Origin of the sequence: Mycobacterium sp. URHB0044 (genome assembly GCF_000620625.1) — a bacterium.
Lineage (GTDB): Bacteria > Actinomycetota > Actinomycetes > Mycobacteriales > Mycobacteriaceae > Mycobacterium.
In genome coordinates this window covers 251,480-272,898 of record NZ_JIAW01000001.1, presented here as the reverse complement: position 1 = coordinate 272,898, position 21,419 = coordinate 251,480, and the positions used below count along the sequence as shown (strand labels likewise).

Annotated in this window: 24 protein-coding genes; 17 read left to right on the top strand and 7 right to left on the bottom strand. The window is 64.6% G+C overall.

Annotated features, from left to right (window positions below):
- Window positions 1–63 precede the first annotated feature (63 nt).
- Window positions 64–552, top strand: a complete 489-nt coding sequence (locus tag N536_RS0101280; protein WP_029111951.1) for a DUF2231 domain-containing protein — start codon at window positions 64–66, stop codon at window positions 550–552.
- An 18-nt stretch (window positions 553–570) separates the two neighbouring features.
- Here N536_RS0101280 and N536_RS0101275 read toward each other — a convergent pair whose 3' ends face one another.
- Both N536_RS0101275 and N536_RS0101270 read right to left on the bottom strand, forming a co-directional pair.
- Complete coding sequence (locus N536_RS0101275) at window positions 571–849, bottom strand: hypothetical protein (protein WP_029111950.1); 279 nt, start codon at window positions 847–849, stop codon at window positions 571–573.
- 67 nt (window positions 850–916) lie between these two features.
- Window positions 917–1,519 carry a short chain dehydrogenase gene (locus N536_RS0101270; RefSeq protein ID WP_029111949.1) on the bottom strand — a complete coding sequence of 201 codons (603 nt, stop codon included), beginning with the start codon at window positions 1,517–1,519 and terminating at the stop codon, window positions 917–919.
- A gap of 115 nt (window positions 1,520–1,634) precedes the next feature.
- Here N536_RS0101270 and N536_RS37050 point away from each other — a divergent pair, with 115 nt between their 5' ends.
- The 5 genes from N536_RS37050 (at window position 1,635) to N536_RS0101245 (ending at window position 6,657) form a co-directional block, all read left to right on the top strand.
- Entirely contained in the window at window positions 1,635–2,597 is a 963-nt protein-coding gene (locus tag N536_RS37050) for an asparaginase (RefSeq protein ID WP_231514377.1), read from the top strand.
- A gap of 86 nt (window positions 2,598–2,683) precedes the next feature.
- Entirely contained in the window at window positions 2,684–3,358 is a 675-nt protein-coding gene (locus N536_RS0101260; RefSeq protein WP_231514376.1) for a FadR/GntR family transcriptional regulator, read from the top strand.
- A gap of 136 nt (window positions 3,359–3,494) precedes the next feature.
- Window positions 3,495–5,003 carry an amino acid permease gene (locus tag N536_RS0101255; protein WP_036434940.1) on the top strand — a complete coding sequence of 503 codons (1,509 nt, stop codon included), beginning with the start codon at window positions 3,495–3,497 and terminating at the stop codon, window positions 5,001–5,003.
- Entirely contained in the window at window positions 5,000–6,478 is a 1,479-nt protein-coding gene (locus tag N536_RS37045; protein WP_081808991.1) for an aspartate ammonia-lyase, read from the top strand. Before N536_RS0101255 ends, N536_RS37045 begins: the two co-directional genes overlap by 4 nt.
- The gene (locus N536_RS0101245) at window positions 6,475–6,657 is read left to right on the top strand and encodes a hypothetical protein (protein ID WP_029111946.1); all 183 of its coding nucleotides are present in this window, start codon (window positions 6,475–6,477) and stop codon (window positions 6,655–6,657) included. The genes N536_RS37045 and N536_RS0101245 overlap by 4 nt, the downstream gene beginning before the upstream one ends.
- Before the next feature lie 23 nt (window positions 6,658–6,680).
- On the opposite strand, the gene N536_RS0101240 is transcribed toward N536_RS0101245, so the two are convergent.
- Window positions 6,681–7,346 carry a TetR/AcrR family transcriptional regulator gene (locus tag N536_RS0101240; protein WP_029111945.1) on the bottom strand — a complete coding sequence of 222 codons (666 nt, stop codon included), beginning with the start codon at window positions 7,344–7,346 and terminating at the stop codon, window positions 6,681–6,683.
- A 135-nt stretch (window positions 7,347–7,481) separates the two neighbouring features.
- On the opposite strand from N536_RS0101240, the gene N536_RS0101235 reads away from it, so the two are divergent.
- From N536_RS0101235 to N536_RS0101225, 3 genes are read left to right on the top strand one after another with little or no spacing between them, the layout of a single operon-like run.
- On the top strand, window positions 7,482–7,907 hold the full coding sequence (locus N536_RS0101235; RefSeq protein WP_029111944.1) for an MmpS family transport accessory protein: 426 nt from the start codon (window positions 7,482–7,484) through the stop codon (window positions 7,905–7,907).
- Window positions 7,904–10,801 carry an RND family transporter gene (locus N536_RS0101230; RefSeq protein ID WP_029111943.1) on the top strand — a complete coding sequence of 966 codons (2,898 nt, stop codon included), beginning with the start codon at window positions 7,904–7,906 and terminating at the stop codon, window positions 10,799–10,801. The genes N536_RS0101235 and N536_RS0101230 overlap by 4 nt, the downstream gene beginning before the upstream one ends.
- The gene (locus tag N536_RS0101225; protein WP_029111942.1) at window positions 10,801–11,142 is read left to right on the top strand and encodes a DUF732 domain-containing protein; all 342 of its coding nucleotides are present in this window, start codon (window positions 10,801–10,803) and stop codon (window positions 11,140–11,142) included. Before N536_RS0101230 ends, N536_RS0101225 begins: the two co-directional genes overlap by 1 nt.
- 162 nt (window positions 11,143–11,304) lie before the next feature.
- Here the strand turns inward: N536_RS0101225 and N536_RS0101220 are convergent, their stop codons facing one another.
- A complete protein-coding gene (locus N536_RS0101220) occupies window positions 11,305–12,651 on the bottom strand; it encodes an MFS transporter (RefSeq protein ID WP_029111941.1) in 1,347 nt (448 codons plus the stop codon).
- Between the two features lie 354 nt (window positions 12,652–13,005).
- Window positions 13,006–14,055, bottom strand: coding sequence for a GlxA family transcriptional regulator (locus tag N536_RS0101215; protein ID WP_029111940.1), 1,050 nt, complete (start codon window positions 14,053–14,055; stop codon window positions 13,006–13,008).
- A 470-nt stretch (window positions 14,056–14,525) separates the two neighbouring features.
- Here N536_RS0101215 and N536_RS0101210 point away from each other — a divergent pair, with 470 nt between their 5' ends.
- Genes N536_RS0101210 through N536_RS0101185 form a run of 6 tightly spaced genes read left to right on the top strand, consistent with a single transcriptional unit; the run spans window position 14,526 to window position 17,790 of the window.
- The gene (locus N536_RS0101210; RefSeq protein ID WP_029111939.1) at window positions 14,526–15,059 is read left to right on the top strand and encodes a DUF1097 domain-containing protein; all 534 of its coding nucleotides are present in this window, start codon (window positions 14,526–14,528) and stop codon (window positions 15,057–15,059) included.
- On the top strand, window positions 15,059–15,796 hold the full coding sequence (gene nthB, locus N536_RS0101205; protein WP_029111938.1) for a nitrile hydratase subunit beta: 738 nt from the start codon (window positions 15,059–15,061) through the stop codon (window positions 15,794–15,796). Before N536_RS0101210 ends, nthB begins: the two co-directional genes overlap by 1 nt.
- Complete coding sequence (gene nthA / locus N536_RS0101200) at window positions 15,793–16,413, top strand: nitrile hydratase subunit alpha (protein WP_029111937.1); 621 nt, start codon at window positions 15,793–15,795, stop codon at window positions 16,411–16,413. The genes nthB and nthA overlap by 4 nt, the downstream gene beginning before the upstream one ends.
- Window positions 16,410–16,721, top strand: coding sequence for a nitrile hydratase accessory protein (locus N536_RS0101195; protein WP_029111936.1), 312 nt, complete (start codon window positions 16,410–16,412; stop codon window positions 16,719–16,721). Before nthA ends, N536_RS0101195 begins: the two co-directional genes overlap by 4 nt.
- Before the next feature lie 35 nt (window positions 16,722–16,756).
- Window positions 16,757–16,981 carry a CbtB domain-containing protein gene (locus tag N536_RS0101190; protein ID WP_029111935.1) on the top strand — a complete coding sequence of 75 codons (225 nt, stop codon included), beginning with the start codon at window positions 16,757–16,759 and terminating at the stop codon, window positions 16,979–16,981.
- Complete coding sequence (locus N536_RS0101185) at window positions 16,972–17,790, top strand: CbtA family protein (protein ID WP_051574137.1); 819 nt, start codon at window positions 16,972–16,974, stop codon at window positions 17,788–17,790. The genes N536_RS0101190 and N536_RS0101185 overlap by 10 nt, the downstream gene beginning before the upstream one ends.
- Before the next feature lie 4 nt (window positions 17,791–17,794).
- Here N536_RS0101185 and N536_RS0101180 read toward each other — a convergent pair whose 3' ends face one another.
- A complete protein-coding gene (locus N536_RS0101180) occupies window positions 17,795–18,169 on the bottom strand; it encodes a helix-turn-helix domain-containing protein (RefSeq protein WP_036435181.1) in 375 nt (124 codons plus the stop codon).
- 152 nt (window positions 18,170–18,321) lie between these two features.
- Between N536_RS0101180 and N536_RS0101175 the strand changes: the two genes are divergently transcribed.
- Window positions 18,322–19,203 carry an NAD(P)H-binding protein gene (locus N536_RS0101175; RefSeq protein ID WP_036434938.1) on the top strand — a complete coding sequence of 294 codons (882 nt, stop codon included), beginning with the start codon at window positions 18,322–18,324 and terminating at the stop codon, window positions 19,201–19,203.
- On the opposite strand, the gene N536_RS0101170 is transcribed toward N536_RS0101175, so the two are convergent.
- Window positions 19,183–20,421, bottom strand: coding sequence for a cytochrome P450 (locus tag N536_RS0101170; RefSeq protein WP_029111931.1), 1,239 nt, complete (start codon window positions 20,419–20,421; stop codon window positions 19,183–19,185). The two genes, N536_RS0101175 and N536_RS0101170, sit on opposite strands and share 21 nt — an antisense overlap.
- A 188-nt stretch (window positions 20,422–20,609) precedes the next feature.
- Between N536_RS0101170 and N536_RS0101165 the strand changes: the two genes are divergently transcribed.
- Window positions 20,610–21,419 (top strand): glucose 1-dehydrogenase, encoded by an 810-nt coding sequence (locus N536_RS0101165; RefSeq protein WP_029111930.1) that lies wholly within the window; start codon window positions 20,610–20,612, stop codon window positions 21,417–21,419.

Sequence of the window (21,419 nt, the reverse complement as noted above, 5' to 3'; positions counted from 1 at the left end):
GACCGTTTGCCACAGACGCGCGGGGGTATTTCCTCAAAGGGTGCGACTACTCAAGGAGGAAACATGGAAAGTCGTGCGAAGGCGCTGGGCCACGCCATTCACCCGATGCTGATTCCGTTCCCGCTCGGTTTGCTGGCCACCGCGGTGGTCTTCGACGTCATCTACCTGATCACCGACAAGCCCGGGTTCGCCATGGCTGCCGCGTACGCGATCGCGGCAGGCATCATCGGCGGCCTGATCGCCGCCCCGTTCGGCTGGATCGACTGGTTCAAGATCCCGCCCAATTCCCGGGCCAAGCGCATCGGTCTGGTGCACGGGCTCGGCAACATCGTCGTGGTCGTGCTGTTCGCGATCAGCTGGCTGCTGCGCGCCAACAACTTCGGGTGGGAGCCGAACGCCTGGGCGCTGGTCTGCAGTTTCGCCGCGGTGGTACTGGCTGTCGGTACCGCCTGGATGGGCGGCGAGCTGGTGGAACGCCTCGGTATCGGCGTCGACGAAGGAGCCAACGTCGACGCGCCGAGCTCACTGACCAACAAGCACGTGAGCGCCTGAAGCTTCCGCTTTGGCGAACTATGCGCAGCGCAGCCGGTTCACGTAGCCGCGCAGCTGAACCGGGTCCGTGCACGCGGTGGCGTCGTAGACCTCGAGCCATTCGTGCAGCCGCGCGATGATGTGGCCGGGCACCACACAGGCCCCGTGGAAAGCACCTCGAACCATGTCGTCGATAGCCATGTCGCATTCGCCGGCGCCCAACTCGAGGGCGATCACCCTCTGATCGCTCCACGGCAGATGGGGGCAGGTGCATTGCGCCAGCTCGTCCGCCAGCGCCGAGACATCACGATGATCCATGCCTTCAAACCGTAGGCATCGATGCTGAGAAGCCTCTGAACGACAGGTGATTTCGAGTTGAAGAGGGTTACCCATAGGCGCGGATGATCTGACCCGTTCCCGTTCCTTCGACGCATCCGACGTAGTGGTCGACGAGCACGGTCATGGGCACCGCCCGCAACCCCGGAAATAGGTGACCGAACTCATCGGCGGAATCCTCGACCATCGTCGGGCTCACCGCGTTGACGCGGTAGCGGCCCTGCAGTTCCATCGCCGCGGACAGGACGAAGCTGTGCAGCGCACCGCTGACCACGCCACCGGAGGTGACGCCCTTCGCCGCCTGGTCGGCGAAGACGCCCGACGTCAGCGTGAACGATCCACCAACGTTGACGTAGTGCTGGCCGATCAACACCACGTTCGCCTGGCCGAAGAACTTGCCGCGCATGTTGGCGAGCAACTGCTCTTCGGTGAGCGTGTCGAATACGTCGAGCGGCCCCGACGCGGCGATCCCGACCACCGCGTCGATGTCGGGCGTTTGTTCGAACATCGAACGGATCGAATCAGCGGAGGTGATGTCGACCCGAACGTCGCCCGAATTCCTCCCGGCGACGATGATGTCGTGCTCGCCAGCCAGTGCCGGCGCGAGTCGTCGTCCAATGGTTCCGGCTCCGCCGACCAGCAGGACTCGCATGGGTCGTTTCCTTCCGTCGATACAAATCTGTCTGACAGCTAGGCAGCCTGTGCTATACACGGAGTGGAGCTTGGTCAATGCCGCCGACCGGGCCGGCACTTTCGAGGAGGTCCCCGTGTCCGTCGTCGTGCTGACCACCGGTGGCACGATCGCCAGCGCCCGTGGCCTCGGTGACCGCATTGCCCCGATCAACCCCGGGCATCACGCGTTGCATTCCATCGTCGATTCCGACGCAGTGATCCGCGACGTCATGGCCGTCGATTCCTCGGCGATGTCCCTGCCGCGGATGGTCACCATCCGCGACGCAGTCACCGAAGCGTTCGACGATCCTCGAGTCGAGGGCGTCGTCGTGCTGCACGGCACGGACACGCTCGAGGAAACCGCTATGTTCCTCGACCTGTTTCATTCGGATCCCCGCCCCATCGTCGTCACCGGCGCCCAGCGTCCCGTCGACCATCCCGACCCCGACGGCCCGCACAACGTGCAGGCCGCCATCGCGACCGCGCGCCGGACCGACGCCCGCGACCGCGGCGTGCTCATCGTCTTCGGCAATCGGGTACTTCCGGCACGGGGAACGCGGAAGGCACACACCACTCGGCTCGACGGCTTCGAGCACTATCTACCGACCCCGGAGACCTCCCGGGCAATCCTGCGCTGGCATCCGGACGTCGCCCAGATCCGCGTCGACACGATCGCGCTGTATCCCGGCGCCGACCGCCTCCACATCGACGCGAGCATCGCCGCCGGTGCACGTGGAATCGTTCTGGACGCCATGGGATCCGGCAATGCCAACCCGAACGTCCTGGCGGCAGTCCGGCAATGCATGCACGAGGGCATCGCCGTCGTGGTCACCAGTCGCGTACCCCACGGTGTCGTCGAGCCGATCTACGGCGGCCATGGTGGCGGTCACGATCTGGCCGCGGCCGGTGCGGTCGTTTCGTCGTGGCTACGCGCCGAGCAAGCGCGAATCATGTTGATCGCCTTGCTCGCCGGCGGTGCCGATCATCGACGGATGCTCAGCGCATACGCCGATGTCGTCGGCATCGGTGATCAGCGTTCGGTCTGCAGCCTGCCCTAGAGGCGGAGCCCTGTTGACAGTCTGTGAACGCCACGGGCACTGTTGTGGCTGTGAACCTGCCTGATAGGTGGACAGATCGTCCCGGCTTGATCCAGCGGCGCAACGCCGCCGAGTCGGTATTCGAGGATCTGTGCACGGCCATCGAAAACGGCGACCTGCCGGTCGGGTTCAAACTTCCGCCCGAGGCCGCACTCGCCGAGCGCTACGGGGTGAGCCGCTCGGTGATCCGGGAGGCCCTGCGCTCCTGCCAGACCCTGGGACTGACGGCGACCAAGACCGGCTCGGGCACCGTCGTCGTTTCGTCGCACCCGTCGTCGCCGCGGTACGGCAAGTTCTCGGCCCGTGACCTCGTCGAGGCCCGGCCGTACATCGAGGTGCCCGCCGCCGGGTGGGCGGCACGTAGGCGCACCGACGCTCAGCTGGCCAACCTCACCCGCATCAACGACGAAATGCAGGCCGAAACCGATCCCGCGCGGTGGGTTCAACTCGACAGCCAGTTTCACCTCGGCATCGCCCAGGCCTCCGGGAACGAGGTCTTCGCAACCGTCGTCGCCGCCATCCGGGACGCGCTCACCGAGCAGTCCCGCATGCTCAACGCCAGCATCTCCCAGCGCCGCGCATCGTCCAACGTCGAACACGGCAAGATTCTCGACGCCATCGCGTCGGGCGACTTCGCCGATGCCAGCGACTGCATGCGCCAGCACCTCGACAAGGTCGAAGACGCCGTCACGAAGCTTTCGGGGCAGTCCACCAGGTCCTGACCGGTCCCCCTTGCGTGTGACCGCGATCAAGTCTTGACTCATTGAGTGACGAGTGACACACTCTCCGGTATAGCTGTCTGACAGCCAGGCAGCCAGTCCGCTTCTACCAACTTCTTCAGACGACGACGGGAACTCGATGGCCACGCTGCCCAGTACTTCCGATCCGACCCCACCCACGGCCGCCAGCGACCGTCTCACTCGCGAAGACGAGGGCTATCACAAGGGCCTCAAACCGCGGCAGCTGCAGATGATCGCGATCGGCGGCGCCATCGGGACCGGCCTGTTCCTCGGCGCAGGCGGCCGGCTCGCGTCCGCCGGGCCCGGCTTGTTCCTCGTCTACGGGGTCTGCGGCATCTTCGTGTTCCTCATCCTGCGGGCACTGGGCGAGCTGGTGCTGCACCGTCCGTCGTCGGGCTCATTCGTGTCGTATGCCCGCGAATTCTTCGGCGAGAAGGCAGCTTTCGCGGTCGGCTGGCTGTACTTCCTGAACTGGGCCATGACCTCGATCGTCGACACCACCGCGATCGCCACCTACTTCCACTTCTGGAAGGCGTTCAACGTCGTCCCGCAGTGGACACTCGCGCTGATCGCGTTGGTATTGGTGTTGTCGGTCAACATGATCTCGGTGAAGTGGTTCGGCGAGATGGAGTTCTGGGCGGCACTGATCAAGGTCGTTGCCCTGATGACGTTCCTGGTCGCCGGGACGATCTTCCTGGCCGGTCGTTACAAGATCGAGGGCCAGAGCACGGGATTGAGCATCTGGAACCAGCACGGCGGGTTGTTCCCGACCGGCGCGCTGCCACTGCTGATCGTGACGTCGGGAGTGGTATTCGCCTATGCCGCTGTCGAACTGGTCGGCACCGCGGCGGGTGAGACCGCCGAGCCGGAGAAGATCATGCCCCGGGCGATCAACTCGGTGGTCGCCCGGATCGCGATCTTCTACATCGGGTCCGTCGCCCTGCTGGCGCTGCTGCTGCCCTACACCGCCTACCACGCAGGCGAGAGCCCGTTCGTCACGTTCTTCTCCAAGATCGGCTTCAACGGCGCAGGCGACATCATGAACATCGTGGTCCTCACCGCCGCGTTCTCCAGCTTGAATGCCGGGCTGTATTCGACGGGGCGGATCCTTCGATCGATGGCGATGAACGGCAGCGCACCGAAGTTCACCGCCCGGATGTCGAAGAACGGTGTGCCGTACGGCGGAATTCTGCTGACGTGCTTGATCTGCCTGTTCGGCGTCGCGCTCAACGCATTTCAGCCGGGTGAGGCCTTCGAGATCGTGCTGAACATGGCGGCGCTGGGCATCATCGCCTCGTGGGGGACGATCGTCCTGTGCCAACTGCGGCTCGTCAAGATGAGCAAGGCGGGGCTCATGCAGCGACCGAAGTTCCGGATGCCCTTCACGCCCTACAGCAGCTACCTCACGCTGGCGTTCCTGGTCGCCGTGCTCGTACTGATGGCGTTCGACGCACCGGTCGGCACCTGGACGGTCGGAACGCTGGTGATCGTCATCCCGATGTTGATCGGCGGTTGGTACCTGGTGCGTGGCCGCGTGCTGGCGCTAGCGCACGAGCGCATGGGTTACACCGGCGAGTTCCCCGTCGTCGCCAACAGGCCCATCGACCCCGACAACATGCCAGGATGACGAACTACGTGAACACCCGCATCGAGCACGACCTGCTGGGGACCAAAGAACTACCTGCGCAAGCGTATTGGGGAGTGCACACCGCCCGCGCGGTCGAGAACTTCCCGATCACCGGTACCACGATCGGACGGTATTCGGACCTGATCGGCGCCCTCGCGGTGGTGAAGCAAGCCGCCGCGCGAACGAACGCGGACCTCGGCTTGCTCACCGCCGCGCAGGCTCAGGCGATCGAGGCGGCGTGCGAGGAGATCTGCGCCGGAGGTCTCGCCGACCAGTTCGTCGTCGACGTCATCCAGGGCGGCGCGGGCACGTCGACCAACATGAACGCCAACGAGGTCATCTGCAACCGGGCCCTCCAGATCATGGGCCACGATCCCGGCGAGTATCAGTACCTACACCCCGCCGATCACGTCAACATGGGTCAGTCCACCAACGACGTGTATCCGACCGCGCTGCGGCTGGCCACCATCACCGCGTGCGACGGGCTCGACGCCGCCCTGGGCGGACTGGTGGCGGCGTTCGAGGAAAAGGCGGTGGAATTCGAGCGGATCGTGAAGATCGGCCGCACGCAGCTTCAGGACGCCGTGCCGATGACGCTCGGTCAGGAAATGCTCGGCTACGCAGTCACTCTCGGCGAAGACCGCCTGCGCCTCGCCGAATCGACGGCACTGCTGCACGAGATCAACATGGGCGCCACGGCCATCGGCACCAGGCTCAACGCCCCGGCCGGCTACGTCGACGCGGTATGCCAGCACCTTCGCCTGATCACCGGCCGCCCCTTGACGACGTCGGTCAACCTCATCGAGGCGACGCAGGACACCGGCGCTTTCGTGCACGTGTCCGGCGTGCTCAAACGGATCGCGATCAAGCTGTCGAAGATCTGCAATGACTTGCGGCTGCTGTCATCTGGGCCGCGCGCCGGTCTGAACGAGATCAATCTTCCTGCGATGCAAGCGGGTTCGAGCATCATGCCGGGAAAGGTCAATCCGGTCATCCCCGAGGTGGTCACCCAGGTGTGCTACGCCGTGATCGGCAACGACCTGACGATCACCATGGCCGCAGAAGCGGGACAGCTGCAGCTCAACGCCTTCGAACCGATCATTGCGCGTTCCCTGTTCGACAGCGTCGCGCAGCTCACCGCGGCCAGCGGTGTGCTGGCCACCCGCTGCGTCAACGGCATCACCCCGAACGTCGAGGTCATGGCAGGCCACGTCGACGCATCCATCGGTCTCGCCACCGCGCTCAACCCATTCCTGGGGTATGCCAAGTCTTCCGAGATCGCCAGGGAGGCGCTGGCGACCGACCGCAACGTCGCCGACATTGCAATCGAGCGTGGTTACCTCTCCGAGGTGCAGTTGCGGCATATCCTGACTCCGGAACGCCTGGCCAACCTCTCTGTCGAAGTCGCCCCCGACTTCGCCGGTGTTGGCGACCACGCCGTCACGGAAACCGTTCGCAGAGAGGTGCTTCGATGAGTCGCAACCGATACGCCGCCAGGCCGCCGCTATACGGCATGGTGATGGTGTTCCTCGCCATGACCATCGTCGCGGTCACCGCCTACCTACACATCGGGTGGTGGTCGATCGTCGGGTATGCCGTGTCCGCAGTGATCGCCGTCGCGGGTTTCGCGCTGGCGTTCCGCGACTTGTCCTGAGCGACAACTCCCGACGCTCCGCGTCAGTTCGGGTCGGCAGGCCGCCAGGTTCGCATTGCCGTTTCGAGCTGTTCGTCGTCGAGCGCCTCGGCCTCTATCGGTCGCCGATCGTCTCGGCACCGCATGCCCTCGAGGAGCAGCGCAACGTACCGACGCCAGAGTTCGGCATCGACGTGACCGGCGTACTCGCTGACGGTCCCTGCGAGCAACCCCAGAATCGGCATGTCGGTGGCCGATATCTCCGGTCGTAGATAGCCGTCCTGCTGCGCTCGTTCGACGAGTTTGGACAGGGCTGGGACGAGTCGATCTCGCGCGGCGTCCACCCGATTGCCACCACATGTCTTGCAGAAGGCAACTTCCCGCATTCCGCGGTCGGTCGCCGTCATCTCACACAGTCGCGTGACGAACTGTTCGAAACCGTTCCATGAATCTGGCTCGCAGAGTGCTGATTCCGCCATGTCGGCGATTTGATTGATCGCGTCTTCGAAGATGGCCTCGAACAGTTCCTCCTTCGTGGGGAACCGTCGATACACCGTTCCCACACCGAGGCCGGCATGATGCGCGACGTCATTGAGCGTTGCTTCCAGACCGCGGGCGGCGAACAGGTCGCGGGCAGCCTCGATCACCCGTTGTCGATTACGTTCGGCGTCGCTCCGCAGTGGGCGACGGACCGTCTCACAGTCACGCATGTGGGCGAGTGTAGTGGCCGTCACACGTCAATTATATGGATTGACCCTATCCACTTTATTGGTTAGGTTCCCTAGAGACCTTTCCCGGCGCCGACGCCCAAGGGTCGCCTCCAACGCCGAAAGGGCTCCGACCAAGTGACCAAAGTGATTGGCCGCGTGTGGCTGCCCATACTGATCGTGGTGGCGGTTGCGGTAGGCGGCGTGGCCGTCGCCCAGCTGCGGTCCGTCTTCGGGTCGAACCCGGTCGTGGTGACACCCATCGGTTCGGACAGCGCGGCCGACTTCAACCCCAAGGTCGTGACGTACGAGGTGTCCGGCTCGGGCGGTACGGCCGTCATCAACTACCTGGACCTTGAGGGCAAGCCGCAGCGCGTCGCAAGCACGGCGTTGCCGTGGAGCTTGACGTTGACGACCACGTCGCCGTCCGCGTCGCCCAACATTTTGGCGCAAGGGGACGGCGACACCATCAGCTGCCGGATCTCCGTCGATCAGGAGATCAAGGACGAAAGGACCCGTACGGGCGTGAATGCCGAAACCTTCTGCTTGGTGAAATCGGCATGAGCGCACCCGTGGACGACACCCCCACTGACGCCATGCCGACGGCCCGCCATAGCGCGCGCCCGCGGATCCCACGCTTCATCCGGACGTTCGCGGTGCCGATCATCCTGGTGTGGATCGCGATCATCGCCATCCTCAACACCGTCGTGCCGCAGCTCGAAGAAGTCGGCAAGCTGCGCGCGGTGTCGATGAGTCCCAACGATGCACCGTCGATGATCGCGACCAAACGCGTCGGCGAAGTGTTCAAGGAGTACAAGACCAGTAGCTCGGTCATGATCGTGCTCGAAGGCGACGAGCCATTGGGCGCCGACGCACATCACTTCTACGACCAGATCGTTCAGAAGCTGCGGGCCGACACCACACACGTTCAGCACGTCCAGGACTTCTGGGGCGACTCGTTCACCGCTGCCGGCGCCCAAAGCGTCGACGGCAAGGCTGCCTACGTCCAGGTCTACATCGCGGGCGATCAAGGAGAGACGATCGCCAACGAGTCGGTGGACGCGGTGCGCCACATCGCCGCCGACACTCCCGCTCCAGCAGGCGTGAAGGCGTACGTGGCGGGCCCGGCAGCGACGTCCACCGACCAGAACGAGGTCGGCGACAAGAGCATGCAGCTGATCGAACTGGTGACCTTCGGCGTCATCATCATCATGCTGCTGCTCGTCTACCGGTCGATCATCACGACGCTCATCGTGATCGTGATGGTGGTGCTGGAGCTCTCCGGCGCTCGCGGCCTGGTGGCGTTCCTCGGCTACCACGACGTCTTCGGTCTGACCACGTTCGCCACGAACCTGTTGGTTACCTTGGCCATTGCCGCGGCCACCGACTACGCGATCTTCCTGATCGGTCGATATCAGGAGGCCCGAAGGCTTGGTGAGGACCGAGAATCGGCCTACTACACCATGTTCCACGGAACGGCGCACGTCGTGCTCGCGTCGGGGCTGACCATCGCCGGCGCGACCCTCTGCCTGCACTTCACCCGGCTGCCCTACTTCCAGTCCATGGGCATTCCGCTGTCGATCGGCATGGTGCTCGTCGTCGCGGCCGCCCTAACCCTTGGCCCCGCGGTCATTTCGGTGTTCAGTCGGTTCAGGCGCGTGCTGGAACCCCGACGCATGAAGCAAGCCAGGGGTTGGCGCCGGGTCGGTACCGCGACGGTCCGCTGGCCGGGCTTGATCCTGGTTGGCGCCATCGCCGTGTCCCTGGTGGGCCTGCTGACACTTCCCGGCTACCACACCACCTACAACGACCGCATCTATCTACCCGGCGACGTGCCGGCGAACGTTGGCTACGCGGCCGCGGACCGGCACTTCTCCCCGGCGAAGATGAATCCGGATCTGATGATGATCGAGACCGATCACGACCTGCGCAATCCGGCGGACTTCCTCGTCATCGACAAGATCGCCAAGGCTCTCGTGCGCGTGCACGGCATCGCTCAGGTCCAGACGATCACCCGGCCCGAGGGCAAGCCGATCGAGCACTCGACGATTCCGTACTCGATCAGCCAGAACAGCACTGGCCAGATCATGAACAACGACTACTTGCAGATGACGATGGCGAACACACTCAAACAGGCCGACGCCATGCAGGTGACCATCGACTCGATGACGATCATGCAGGGCATCACGCAGCAGATGGCCAACGTCACCCAAGCCATGGTCGACAAGATGAAGAAGACGTCGATCGACGTCGCCGAAGTACGGGACAACATCGCGAACTTCGACGACTTCTTCCGGCCGTTGCGCAATTACTTCTACTGGGAACCGCACTGTTTCGACATTCCGGTGTGCTGGTCGATGCGGTCGGTGTTCGACACCCTCGACGGCATCAGCACCATGTCGGACGACATCCAGGACCTGGTGCCCGACATGCAACGCCTGGCCGACCTGATGCCGCAGATGGTCGCCATCATGCCGACGATGATCCAGTCGATGAAGGATCAGAAGCAGATGATGCTGAACCAGTATCAGTCGCAGAAGGCGCAGCAGGATCTGACGATGGCCTCGCAGGACAACGCCACCGCGATGGGCGAGGCCTTCGACGACGCCAAGAACGACGATTCGTTCTACCTGCCGCCGGAAGCCTTCGAGAACGCCGACTTCAAGCGGGGCATCAAGCTGTTCCTGTCGCCTGACGGACATGCGGTGCGGTTCACCATCATTCACCAAGGTGATCCGTTGACGCAGGAAGGTACGTCTCGCATCGAGCCGCTCAAGACGGCGGCGGAAGACGCGATCAAGGGCACACCGCTCGAGGGCTCCTCGATCTATCTCGGTGGTAGCGCCGCCATGTACAAGGACATGCAACAGGGCGCCAACTACGACCTGCTCATCGCCGCAGTGGCCGCGCTCATCTTGATCTTCATCATCATGGTGGTTCTCACCCGGGCCGTCGTGGCTGCCGCAGTCATCGTCGGCACCGTCGTGTTGTCCCTGGCCGCATCCTTCGGGCTGTCCGTAATGCTGTGGCAGCACATCGTGGGGATCCCGTTGCACTGGATGGTGCTGCCGATGTCCGTCATCATCCTTCTGGCCGTCGGCGCCGACTACAACCTGCTGCTGGTGTCACGCATGAAGGAGGAGATCTACGCGGGACTCCACACCGGCATCATCCGGGCCATGGTCGGTACCGGATCCGTGGTCACCTCAGCAGGATTGGTGTTCGCCTTCACCATGATGTCCATGTCGGTCAGCAGTTTGATCGTCATCGGACAAGTCGGTACGACCATCGGCCTGGGCTTGCTCTTCGACACGCTCGTCGTCCGGTCGTTGATGACGCCGTCGATCGCCGCGCTGCTGGGCAAGTGGTTCTGGTGGCCAAGGCACGTCCGGCCTCGCCCGGTGCCGGCCCCGTGGCCCAAGCCGATCCAGTCCCGACCAGAGGAAGCAGCAGTCTGATGAGACGTCTTGCGGCGGCGATGATCGCCAGTGCGGCAATGGTTTTGGGTGCGTCTGGTATCGCGCACGCCGACCCGGACACCGACTTCACCAATCAACTGCACGTCTACGGCATCTACGGGCAGAAGGACTACAACGCCTGGATCGCCAAGATCGCCTGTAAGCGGCTGTACACCAACGTCGACCACGACGCCTTTCAGTCGGCGAAGTTCATCTCCGCGCAGTTGCAGACGGGCAGCACGACCGAGCAGTCCTGGCAGTTTCTCGGTGCGGCCATCGACTACTACTGTCCCGAGCAGCGCGTGGTCCTCGATAGGGCCGCAGCAACCCCACATACCTAGCCACGCAACCAACGGCTCGTTCAGGCGCGGCACCGGTGCTGGAGGGTCTTTCGTTGCGCGAGTGTGCATCTGACGAGAGAATCGGGGCTCAAATCTCGTCAGGTGCACAGTCGTGGCGTCGGCCGACGCCACCGGTGACCTTCTCGAGTGCAAGCGGCTTGTTCAGGCGCGATCGTAGATCGCTGCGTCATCGATGTTGACACGCGAACGGTCAGGCAGCGCAAGGCAACACAACACGGTGATGACCGCGGCCAATACGATGTAGCCCGAGATCGCATACGACGTCCCTGTCTCGTGCAGCAGCCACGTCGCTATGAGGGGAGCCGGTCCGCCCGCGAAGACCGACGCCAATTGGTAGCCGAGACCGGCGCCGCCATACCGCAAATGCGTCGGGAAGCTCTCGCCGATCAAAGCGGCCTGCGGGCCGTACATCATCGAGTGCACGATCATCGACAACACGACCGCGATGAAGATGGGTACCTGCCCGCCATGCGTCAGCACCGCGAAGTACGGAAACGCGAACAGACCGGCGATGACAGCGCCCGCGAGGTAGACCCGTTTTCTGCCCACTGAATCCGAGAGATGGGAGAAGAACGGGATCGTCGCGAGCTCGACGATTGCGCCGACCAGAACCGCGGTCAGCACGAATGTCTTGCTGTAGTGGTGGCGTTGCACGACGAAGGTCAACACGAACGTAGTGAACAGATAGAACGGCATCTGTTCGACGAAGCGCAGTCCGGCCGAGAGCAGGATTTCCCGCCAGTGACGGCGGATCACGTCTGCGACCGGGGCGCTCGCCGTCTTGCCTTGCTCCAGCACCCTGCTGAACATCGGAGTCTCGAGAATCTTCAGCCGGATCACCAGGCCGATGGCGACGAGTATCAGGCTGGCCAGGAAGGGCACCCGCCAACCCCAGGAGTCGAAGGTTTCGTCCGACATCGTCGCGGACAGCAGCGTCATGCCGCCGGTGCCCAGCACCAACCCCACGGGCACGCCGACCTGGGCGAAACTGCCGAGCAGACCGCGCCTCTTCTGGTCGCCCCATTCCATCGTGAGCAGCACCGAGCCGCTCCACTCGCCGCCGACCGCAATCCCCTGCAGCACACGCAACGTTACGAGCAGCAGCGGCGCGGCGACGCCGATGGTTGCGGTCCCGGGCAGGATGCCGATGACTGCGGACGAGACGCCCATGACCAGCAGCGTGATGATCAGCGTGGTCTTGCGGCCGATCCGGTCGCCCCAGTGCCCGAAGATGGCCGCGCCGATCGGTCGTGCCGCGAAGCCCACGAAGTAAGTCGCGAATGACTGCATCGCGCCTGCGTACGTGCTGGAGGCTGGGAAGAACAGGTGTGGAAAGACCAGCGCGGCGGCCGTGTTGTAGAGGAAGAAGTCGTACCACTCGATCGTCGTGCCGATCGAGCTCGCCAGCGCTGCACGCCGTACCTGTACGCGCTGCGATCCCGGCTCAAGTTGCTCCGTGCCCGTGACCCCACTGTCTCCAGTGACCATGAGCCGACCTCCTGTGACCGACGCCGGTTCATAGGGTTAGCCCCAGCGGCCGGTTTCAAACCTGAAGGCGAACTTGGGTTGGCGGACCCCACGACGAGGGGCCTGGGAAATCGCCATCAACACGCGGCTTGGACGCCTCGACGGCGCCGCATTGCTGTCCGCATGGAGCGACATCCTTGGCGGCATGAACACCACGGAGATGCGGATCGAATCGCCCGATGCGATTCTCGCCGGACAGCTGCCCTGGAACCACAAGGATCCCCGACCGCGTTATCGTCGCGCAGGCCCTACGCCGCGGCTTCACCGTCGCCACCCGTGACAGCAGGGTCCTCGACGCCGGCCCCGCTCCGACTCTCAAGGCTTGACGCGGTTGATTCCGGTCGTGCGAAATCGGCTGCGATACATACTTGGCGAGACGGCGAGATTGCGGCGGAAGGTGCGTCGCATCGTGTCCGCCGAACCAAACCCGGCCCGTCGCGCGACGGCTTCCTGACTCTGATCTCCCGCCGCGAGAAGCACTTTCGCGGCCTCCAGTCGTGCTTGTTCGACGAACCGGGCCGGCGTCATTCCGACCTGCACCCGGAACATGCGCACCAGATGCCGCTCGCTCACCGCCGCACGACCCGCCATGGCCGCGATCGAGTGATCCGCCCCCGGATCGCACACGACGGAGTCCAGGATCTCGCGAAGCCCCTTCGTGACCGGCAGTGCTGATTCGGTCCACACACTGAACTGCGCCTGCCCGCCAGGGCGTTGGAGGAAGACGACCATCCACCGCGCCACGCGTCGAGCCATGTCCGGTCCGTAATCACTTTCCACGAGCGCAAGCGCCAGGTCGACCCCGGCGCTGATCCCGGCACCGGTGATGAACCGGCCGTCTTGAACGAACAGTGAGTCGGCCTCGACCACGACCTTCGGATAGGTGCGAGCAAGTTCCTGGCAATGCGCCCAATGCGTGGTCGCACGACGGCCGTCCAGAAGTCCGAGGGCCGCGAGCACGAAGGCTCCCGTGCAGACCGACGCGACTCTGCGCGCCCGCGGCGCCAGCTCCCGCACCATCGTCAATGCCGGTTCGACGGCATCGGGCGTCTGTTCTTCGGGAATGTCGTGTTCGCCCGGGGTGAAGTTGAAGTCGGCGGGCACGCCACCGGGCACGACCAGGGTGTCGATCCGATCGGGTACCTCGGCGAGTGACACGTCGACGTTGAGGGCCACGAACGCCGTCGTCGCGACCGCCTCACCGGTTGGTGAAGCCAAGAGCACCTCGTAATGCGCCCCGAAGTCGTTCGCTCGGGCGAATATCTCGAGCGGCGCGGCGACGTCCTGCAACGTCACCTTGTCGTACAGCGCGAAGACGACGGTCCTGGGCGCATTCGAACGATTGGCACCGGCGGTCCGGCGCACCGTGCGCTTGTCCGGCCGATGCAGTCGTCGTTTGTCTTGCGTGGAGTGGTCTGACACGTCTCCACCACCTTTCGTGGCACCCGGTCGAGGACGCTACGCGTACGGCCCGGCATGCGACCCATGGTTGCACCCGGCTCGTGATCCCGCTTGCCGCCTCGTCCGGCGTCCGATCATGGCCATCGCGACCCGCACCCTCTTCGCCGTCATCGCAAGCCAGCTAGCGGGTGTCACAGTTGTTGCCACAGAATTGGATTCGCGCCATCTCCGTCAACGGACCCGCGAACCAAGCGGCTACCGAAGTCCGGAACTGTCTGATTCCTGTCCGGTCCTGATGGTTGAGGAAATGGCCGCGTAACGCGGGTGAAACCTCGCGACGTGAATCTGATTGCACCGTAGAAACCGCCGCGGCACCGAGCGAAACCCGTTGCGCTACCGGCGAACTCTAGTTCTCGATCAGGAAGGAAGGTTCAATGGATTCTCGATCAGCCCTGACGCTGAGTATCGGCGTCCTTGGCGGGGTGGCGGTCGCCGTGACCGCAACGATCATCACCGTGCCCATCTGGGTGGTGTTCTTGGCCTGGGCATCGTTCTTCTTCGTCGGCGGCGGCGTGGCCGGCTGGTCGCGGTCCGTGGCGTCCAATCTCGTCGGCGTGGCGATCGCCTCCGCCAGCCTCTATGCGGCTCACCTGATGGGCGGCAGCCTCTTGGTGACCGCCATCGCCGTAGGCGTCGGCAGTGCGGTGATGGTGCAGGCGTCGTGGGCGTCGCTGCTGTCGACCACACCCGCCGTCGTCGTCGGGTTCGCCTCCACGGTGTCGACGGTGGCGGGAACCGCGAACGACATCACGGTCACGACCATCTCCCATCCCGGCCTGGTCGCTGCGGTGGCCTGTGTACTCGGCGCCTCGTTCGGATTGCTCTCCGAGTACGCGGCCACTGCGATGACCACGAAATCCGCTGCAGCAAGCGCGGAGACAACGACCCCGGAAGGAAGCCCGGCCTGATGAAACTGCAGCACTACCTTGGGGGTCTCGAGGGCCTGCCCGAACCGTTGACGCTCGAACAGCGAGTCTTCGTCGAGGAGTGGGAGAAACGCATCTTCGGCATCCACGTCGCCATGATGGGTTTGTCCAACCACCTCGGTTCGGCACTGCCGGAGTACCCCATCGACGACGTGCCCACGGCATTGAAGGACGAATGGACATGGGCGAGCCTGCGCACCGGCGCTGAGGCGATGAATCCATTCGACTACTTCAAGTTTCGGTACTACGAGAAATGGCTGGGTGGGATCACCCAGTTCTTCATCGACAAGGGGTACGTCACCGAGGAGGAACTCGCCGACCGGATCGCCGACGGCACATCGACGGCCGGCGGTACGGGCGAGGCTGCGATCGATGACCAGGTGATCTCGTATCTGCGTTCCGGCGACAGCCCCCGCCGCGATGTCGCACACCCGAAGTTCGCGGTCGGCTCGCACGTCCGGATCGCAGATGTGCCCGCCGACGCGCACAGCCGGCTGCCCGGCTACCTGCGCGGCCGCGTCGGCACGGTGGAACGGGTCTTCGAAGGCGACTATGCCTACTTCTGCCACACCGGCGACGGCATCGGCGACCCGATGCCGATCTACATCGTCGAGTTCGAGCCGGCACAACTCTGGGGCCCGCGCGCCGAGGACGGCCCGCTGACGCTGTACGCCGAACTTTTCGAGGCCTATCTGGAACCGACCGAGGAGCAGTCATGACCGAACAGTTCGCCTACCCACCAGACCGTGAAGAGGCCAGCGCGGCGAAGGTCGCCGCGCTGGAGTCGCTGCTGATCGAGAAGGGTGTCATCACACCGCTGACGGTTGACAAGGTGCTCGCCTACTTCGAGACCGAGATGACACCGCTCAACGGCAAGAAGATCGTGGTGAAGGCCTGGACGGATCCCGAGTTCGCCGCCAAGATCGTCGTCGACACTCCTGCGGCCATCGCGGAACTCGACCTGCCCGACTGCATGGCGGGCGCCGAAGGCGAGCACCTGCAGGCGGTGGCCAATTCACCCGGCGTCCACAACCTGGTGATCTGCACACTGTGCTCATGCTTCCCCTGGCCCGTGCTCGGATTGCCGCCGTACTGGTACAAGGATCCGGTCTTTCGATCACGCGCCGCCCGCGAACCGCGCAAGGTACTCGCCGAAGTCGGGCTCGACCTACCAGCCGATACGGAGATCAAGGTGTGGGACTCCAGCGGTCACTCGCGGTGGTTCGTCATTCCTGAACGGCCCTCCGGCACCGAAGATTTCACCGACGAGATGCTGATGGACCTGGTGACCACCGAGTCGATGATCGGCGTCGCGCCGGCAGGGCCGACGTCATGAGGCTGCACGAAACCTGCACCACCGACCAGGCGGCACCACAGTTCGAACACGAATGGCAGCGCAGGGCATTCGGTTTGGCGCTGGCACTGTCGGAGTTCCGCCACTACGAGTGGAGCGAGTTTCAGCAGAGCCTCATCGCGACGATCGGCGACTGGGAGGGCACGCCCGAATCCGAACGCGGCGAATGGGAGTACTTCGACCATTGGGTCGCAGCGCTCGAAACGCTCGTCGACCGTCACCAACTACTCACCGCTCCCGTGCTCATCGACGCCAACGACCACGCCGTCGCGCACGACCACGACCACTAGCCCGGTCCCCACTACCGAAAGCAGAGGAATACCAGATGACCCACATCAATCCCGCCCTCGATCTGCCCCGCGTCAACCTGCCGGCGGTGGCAGCCTCCCTCGCCACCCCGGCCAAGCTGGCGGCACTGACGATGCTCGCGCTGATCGTCTACTACTTCGTGGGCTTCGACCAAGGCGCGGTGTCGGTGTTTGGTTCCGACACCCACATCCACGAGTTCCTCCACGACGGCCGCCACCTTCTCGGCTTCCCATGCCATTGAGCACCAAGCTGCCCGCAGCAACGCGATACGTACTGCCCGGCACGGTGGCCGGCATCGTCGGTTTCGCGTTCAGCCGCTTGCTCATTGCGCCCCTGACCGATCGCGCGGTGGAGTACGAGGCCGACCGCGAGCATGCCGAGGCGCAGCTTCTCGGTGGTGACCACGACCACGGTCACGAGTTGTTCAGTAGGGCGGTTCAGGAGAACTTCGGCGCTGCGGTCGCAGTCATCGCGTTCGGCATCGCCATGGGAGTTTTGTTCGCGGTCACCTTCACCGTCGTGCGTGCGGTTCTGACCCGGCGCGGGGTCAGAGCCGATCCCACCGGTCTGGCCCTGTTGGTCGCCGCGGGGATGTTTGTCGCCCTCGCGTTGATGCCGGCACTGAAGTACCCGGCGAACCCGCCCGGTGTCGGGTTGCACGACACCACAGCAGTACGAAGTTCGGCATTCCTGGCCATCACGGTGATCTCAGTGGTGACGGCAAGCGTGGCGTTGGCAGCCGGGCTGGCCTGGTCACGCCGGTGGGGTCGTTGGCCGGCCAGTCTGCTGGCCGTCGGCGGCTACCTCGCGGTGATGCTTGGCGCGATGGCAGTCCTGCCGAACGTCCATGAAGTTCCTGGACCGCTGGCGGGGCGCGATGGCCTGGTGCTCGACGGCTTTCCAGCCGAGGTGCTGGCCGAATTCAGGGTCTACTCGCTTTTGGCGCAGGCGCTGATGTGGCTGGTCATCGGCATCGTATTCGCTTGCGTTGTGGCGCAACGGAAGACGACCGTAGGCGGCCGCTTCGTACGCGCCGACCTCCCCGTCTAACGTTTCAGACGTCGAGCGATGAAGACGTCGCTACGCGGTCGTATTCCTCGCGGGCCGCGGCTACGTCGGCGCTGTGCGCGAAGGCCCAATCGGCCACTTGAGCCAGGGTGCGTTGCAGGCTTCGGCCGAGGTCGGTCAGTTCGTAGTCGACGCGAGGTGGGACGACGGGTTGGACGGTACGACTGATCAAGCCGTCGCGTTCCAGCGCCCGCAGTGTGCGGGTCAGCATCCGCTGTGAGACGAAGTCGATCGAGCGCTTCAACTCCATGAACCGCATCGGCCGCTCACCCAGCAGCGTGATGACCAACACCGACCACTTGTCGCCGATTCGATCCAAGACGTCGCGCACCGGGCAGGCCCCGAGGACTGTGGGTGGCATCACGGCAAGCCACTCGCTCAAGGGCGGTACCTGCGCGGTTACCGCGGTGTGCCTGACGGACGCCAAAGTGCCTTCTTGCATGCTCGCTCCTGGTTCCCCACGATGTGGTCAGTATCAAACAGTAACCGAACCACGCAATGGAGAAGAGCCCAATGGCAATCATCGGGATAACCGGCGCCTCGGGCGCATTGGGCCGACGCACCGCGCAGCTGGTTCTGCAGACGCATCCGCCGGAGAAGGTCGTGCTGTTCAGCCGCACCCCAGACTCGCTGGCCGATCTCACCGCACTCGGTGCGACGGCGCGACAGGCCGACTTCGACCAACCGGACTCGCTCATCGAGTCGTTCCGCGGGATCGACGTGCTGCTGCTCGTTTCCACCGATGCGGTCGGGCGTCGCGGCCCGCAGCAGCAAGCGGCGATCACCGCGGCCGCGGCCGCCGGTGTCGGGCGCATCGCCTACACCTCCACGGCCAACGCCGACAAGACGTTCCCTGCCCGGCTGCGCCCGCTGACCGACGATCACGCCGCCACCGAGAAGGCGTTGCGCACGGCCGGACCATCGTGGACGATCCTGCGCAATTCGCTCTACCTCGAAGCCATCTCCGGCGGGTGGGCGCAGGCTGCCGCTAGCGGAAAACTCGTCACCAACAACGGTTCTGGCCGTCACGCACCGATCGCGCGAGACGACTGCGCCGGTGCGGCGGCCGCGGTTCTGCTGGGTGACGGTCACGACGAGAAGGTCTACGAGATCGCCGGCGAGCGCCTGCTCGACGACGCCGCCGTCGCCGCGGCGTTGGCCAGCCACCACGGCCGGTCCGTCGACGTGGTCTCCGTACCCGACGTCGACTACGAGAACGGACTTCTCGCGGCCGGACTGCCCGCGGAACTCGCCAGCCTCCTGACCGGTTTCGGCGAGACCATTCGTGCCGGTCTCATGCAGGTTCCGCTGGGCGACACCGAGAAACTGATCGGACGGGCTCCGACGAGTATCGAGGCCTTCCTCGCGGCCGGTTCAGCCGTACGCGACGGGTAGATCCTTGACGCCGTTGAGCCAGCCGTGCCGCAGTCGGGCGGGGTCGCCGGTGCGCTGGATGCCCGGCGCGAGATCGGCGATCGCCTCGAAGATCACCCGAATCTCGGCCCGCGCCAGGCTGGCACCGATGCAGTAGTGCGCGCCGTGGCCCCCGAAGGCCAAGTGCGGGTTGGGATCACGGGTGATGTCGAAGGTGAACGGGTCGTCGAAGACGTCCTCGTCGTGGTTCGCGCTGGCGTAGAACAGTCCGACCCGTTGGCCGGCCCGGATCTGCACGCCGCCCAACTCGACGTCCTCCAACGCGGTGCGCTGAAACGACGTCACCGGCGTGGCCCACCGGATCAGTTCGTCGATTGTGGTCGAAGGACGTTCGTTCTTCCACAGGTCCCACTGGTCCGGGTTGTCGAAGAACGCGTTCATGCCGTGGGTGATGGCATTGCGGGTGGTCTCGTTGCCTGCGACGGCCAGGGCGATGACGAAGAAGCCGAACTCGTCGTCGGTGAGCCCGCGACCGTCCTTGTCGGCGTGAACGAGCTTGGTGACGATGTCGTCGCGCGGGTTCTCCTTGCGATCGGCGGACAGGCCCATCGAGTACATCAGGACCTCGACGGTGGCGGCCGCGGGATCACCCGCGTAGCCCGGATCCGTCGAGGCGGTCATCTGATTCGTCCACTCGAACAACTGCTTCCGGTCCTCGGCCGGAATTCCGAGCATGTCGGCGATGACCTCGAGAGGCAGCTGCGACGCGATCTGGTCGACGAAGTTGCCACTGCCCGTCACGACGGCTTCGCGGACGATCCGGCGCGCGCGTTCCTCGAGGATGTCGTGCAGCGCACCGATGACCCGTGGCGTGAATCCGCGGCTGATGATCGACCGAGTCTGGGTGTGCTCGGGCGCATCCTGGTTGATGATCACGACGCGCGTCATCTCCACCGTATCCAGTGTGACGCTCTCCGGATTGCGGATGATCGCCCCATTTTCGCGGCTGGAGAAGACTCGGTTGTTCTTCGAAACCGCCGCAACGTCAGCGTGTTTGGTCACAGCCCAGTACCCACCGCCGGCCTCGGCGGACATTCCTGCGCGGGCCGGCTCGGTCTGCTCCACCCAGTGGATCGGCGACGTGCTCCGCAGTGCGGCGAACTGCTCGTGCGGTACGCCGACCAGGTTGATGTCCGGGTCGGTCAAGTCGAAACCGTTGGGCAGGATGTCGCTGGTCATTTCACTCCTGGATTCGCCATTGAACCGGACAGCGGAAGACGTGACGGGTGAGCCGCTCGTGTACAGCAACTCGAGATGCTGACAATAACACTCAACACAACAGTGACAATGATATTGACAGAGAGTCTCATCTTCTGAAGACTGGTCCCGGACGCGGAGCCGTGACCGTGGCGAGAGGTGGCAAGCGAATGATCCTCGACAACTTCGCGGTCACGGACAAGGTCGCCATAGTCACTGGGGCGGGCCAGGGCATCGGGCGCAGCATTGCAATCGGGCTGGCCGAGGCAGGTGCCGACGTCGTCATCGCAGCGCGCACGACGTCAGACCTCGACGACGTCGCCGCGCGCATCGAGGAGACTGGCAGAAGGGCCTTGCCGGTCCCGACCGACGTGATGGAGTCCGATCACCTCGAACACCTGGTGGCCGAGACCTTGCGCGTGTTCGGCCGGCTCGACATCCTGATCAACAACGCCGGAGGTACGGCACCGCGACCGGCGATGATGACCTCGGAACGCTTCTTCCATTCCGCGGTCCACTTCAATGCCATCGCGCCTTTCCTCCTGACGAAGATCGCAGCGCAGGCGATGGTGGACACCACGGGAAGTGGCAGCGTCGTCAACATCTCCTCGCGCGCGGGCGACATGGCACTGACCTCGTTCGTCGCCCACGGAGTCGGGAAGGCCGCCCTGACGCACATGACCAAGAACCTTGCCGCGGAGTTCGCGCCAAGAGTGCGCATCAACGCCATCGGTACCGGCGCCGTCGACACGCGTGCCCTCGCGACCGTCATGCAAGATGAGCAGATGCACCGTGACCTCCTGGCCCGCACCCCCATGGGCCGCGCTGGCAGGCCCGAGGACATCGCCTGCGCTGCCCTGTATCTGGCCTCGCCCGCGTCGGCCTGGGTCACCGGCACGATCATGAACGTGGACGGAGGGTCCAGCGTCCCTGCCATTGAGATTCCGGCTCCCCCTCTCGAGCCGAGTGCAACGAGGTGA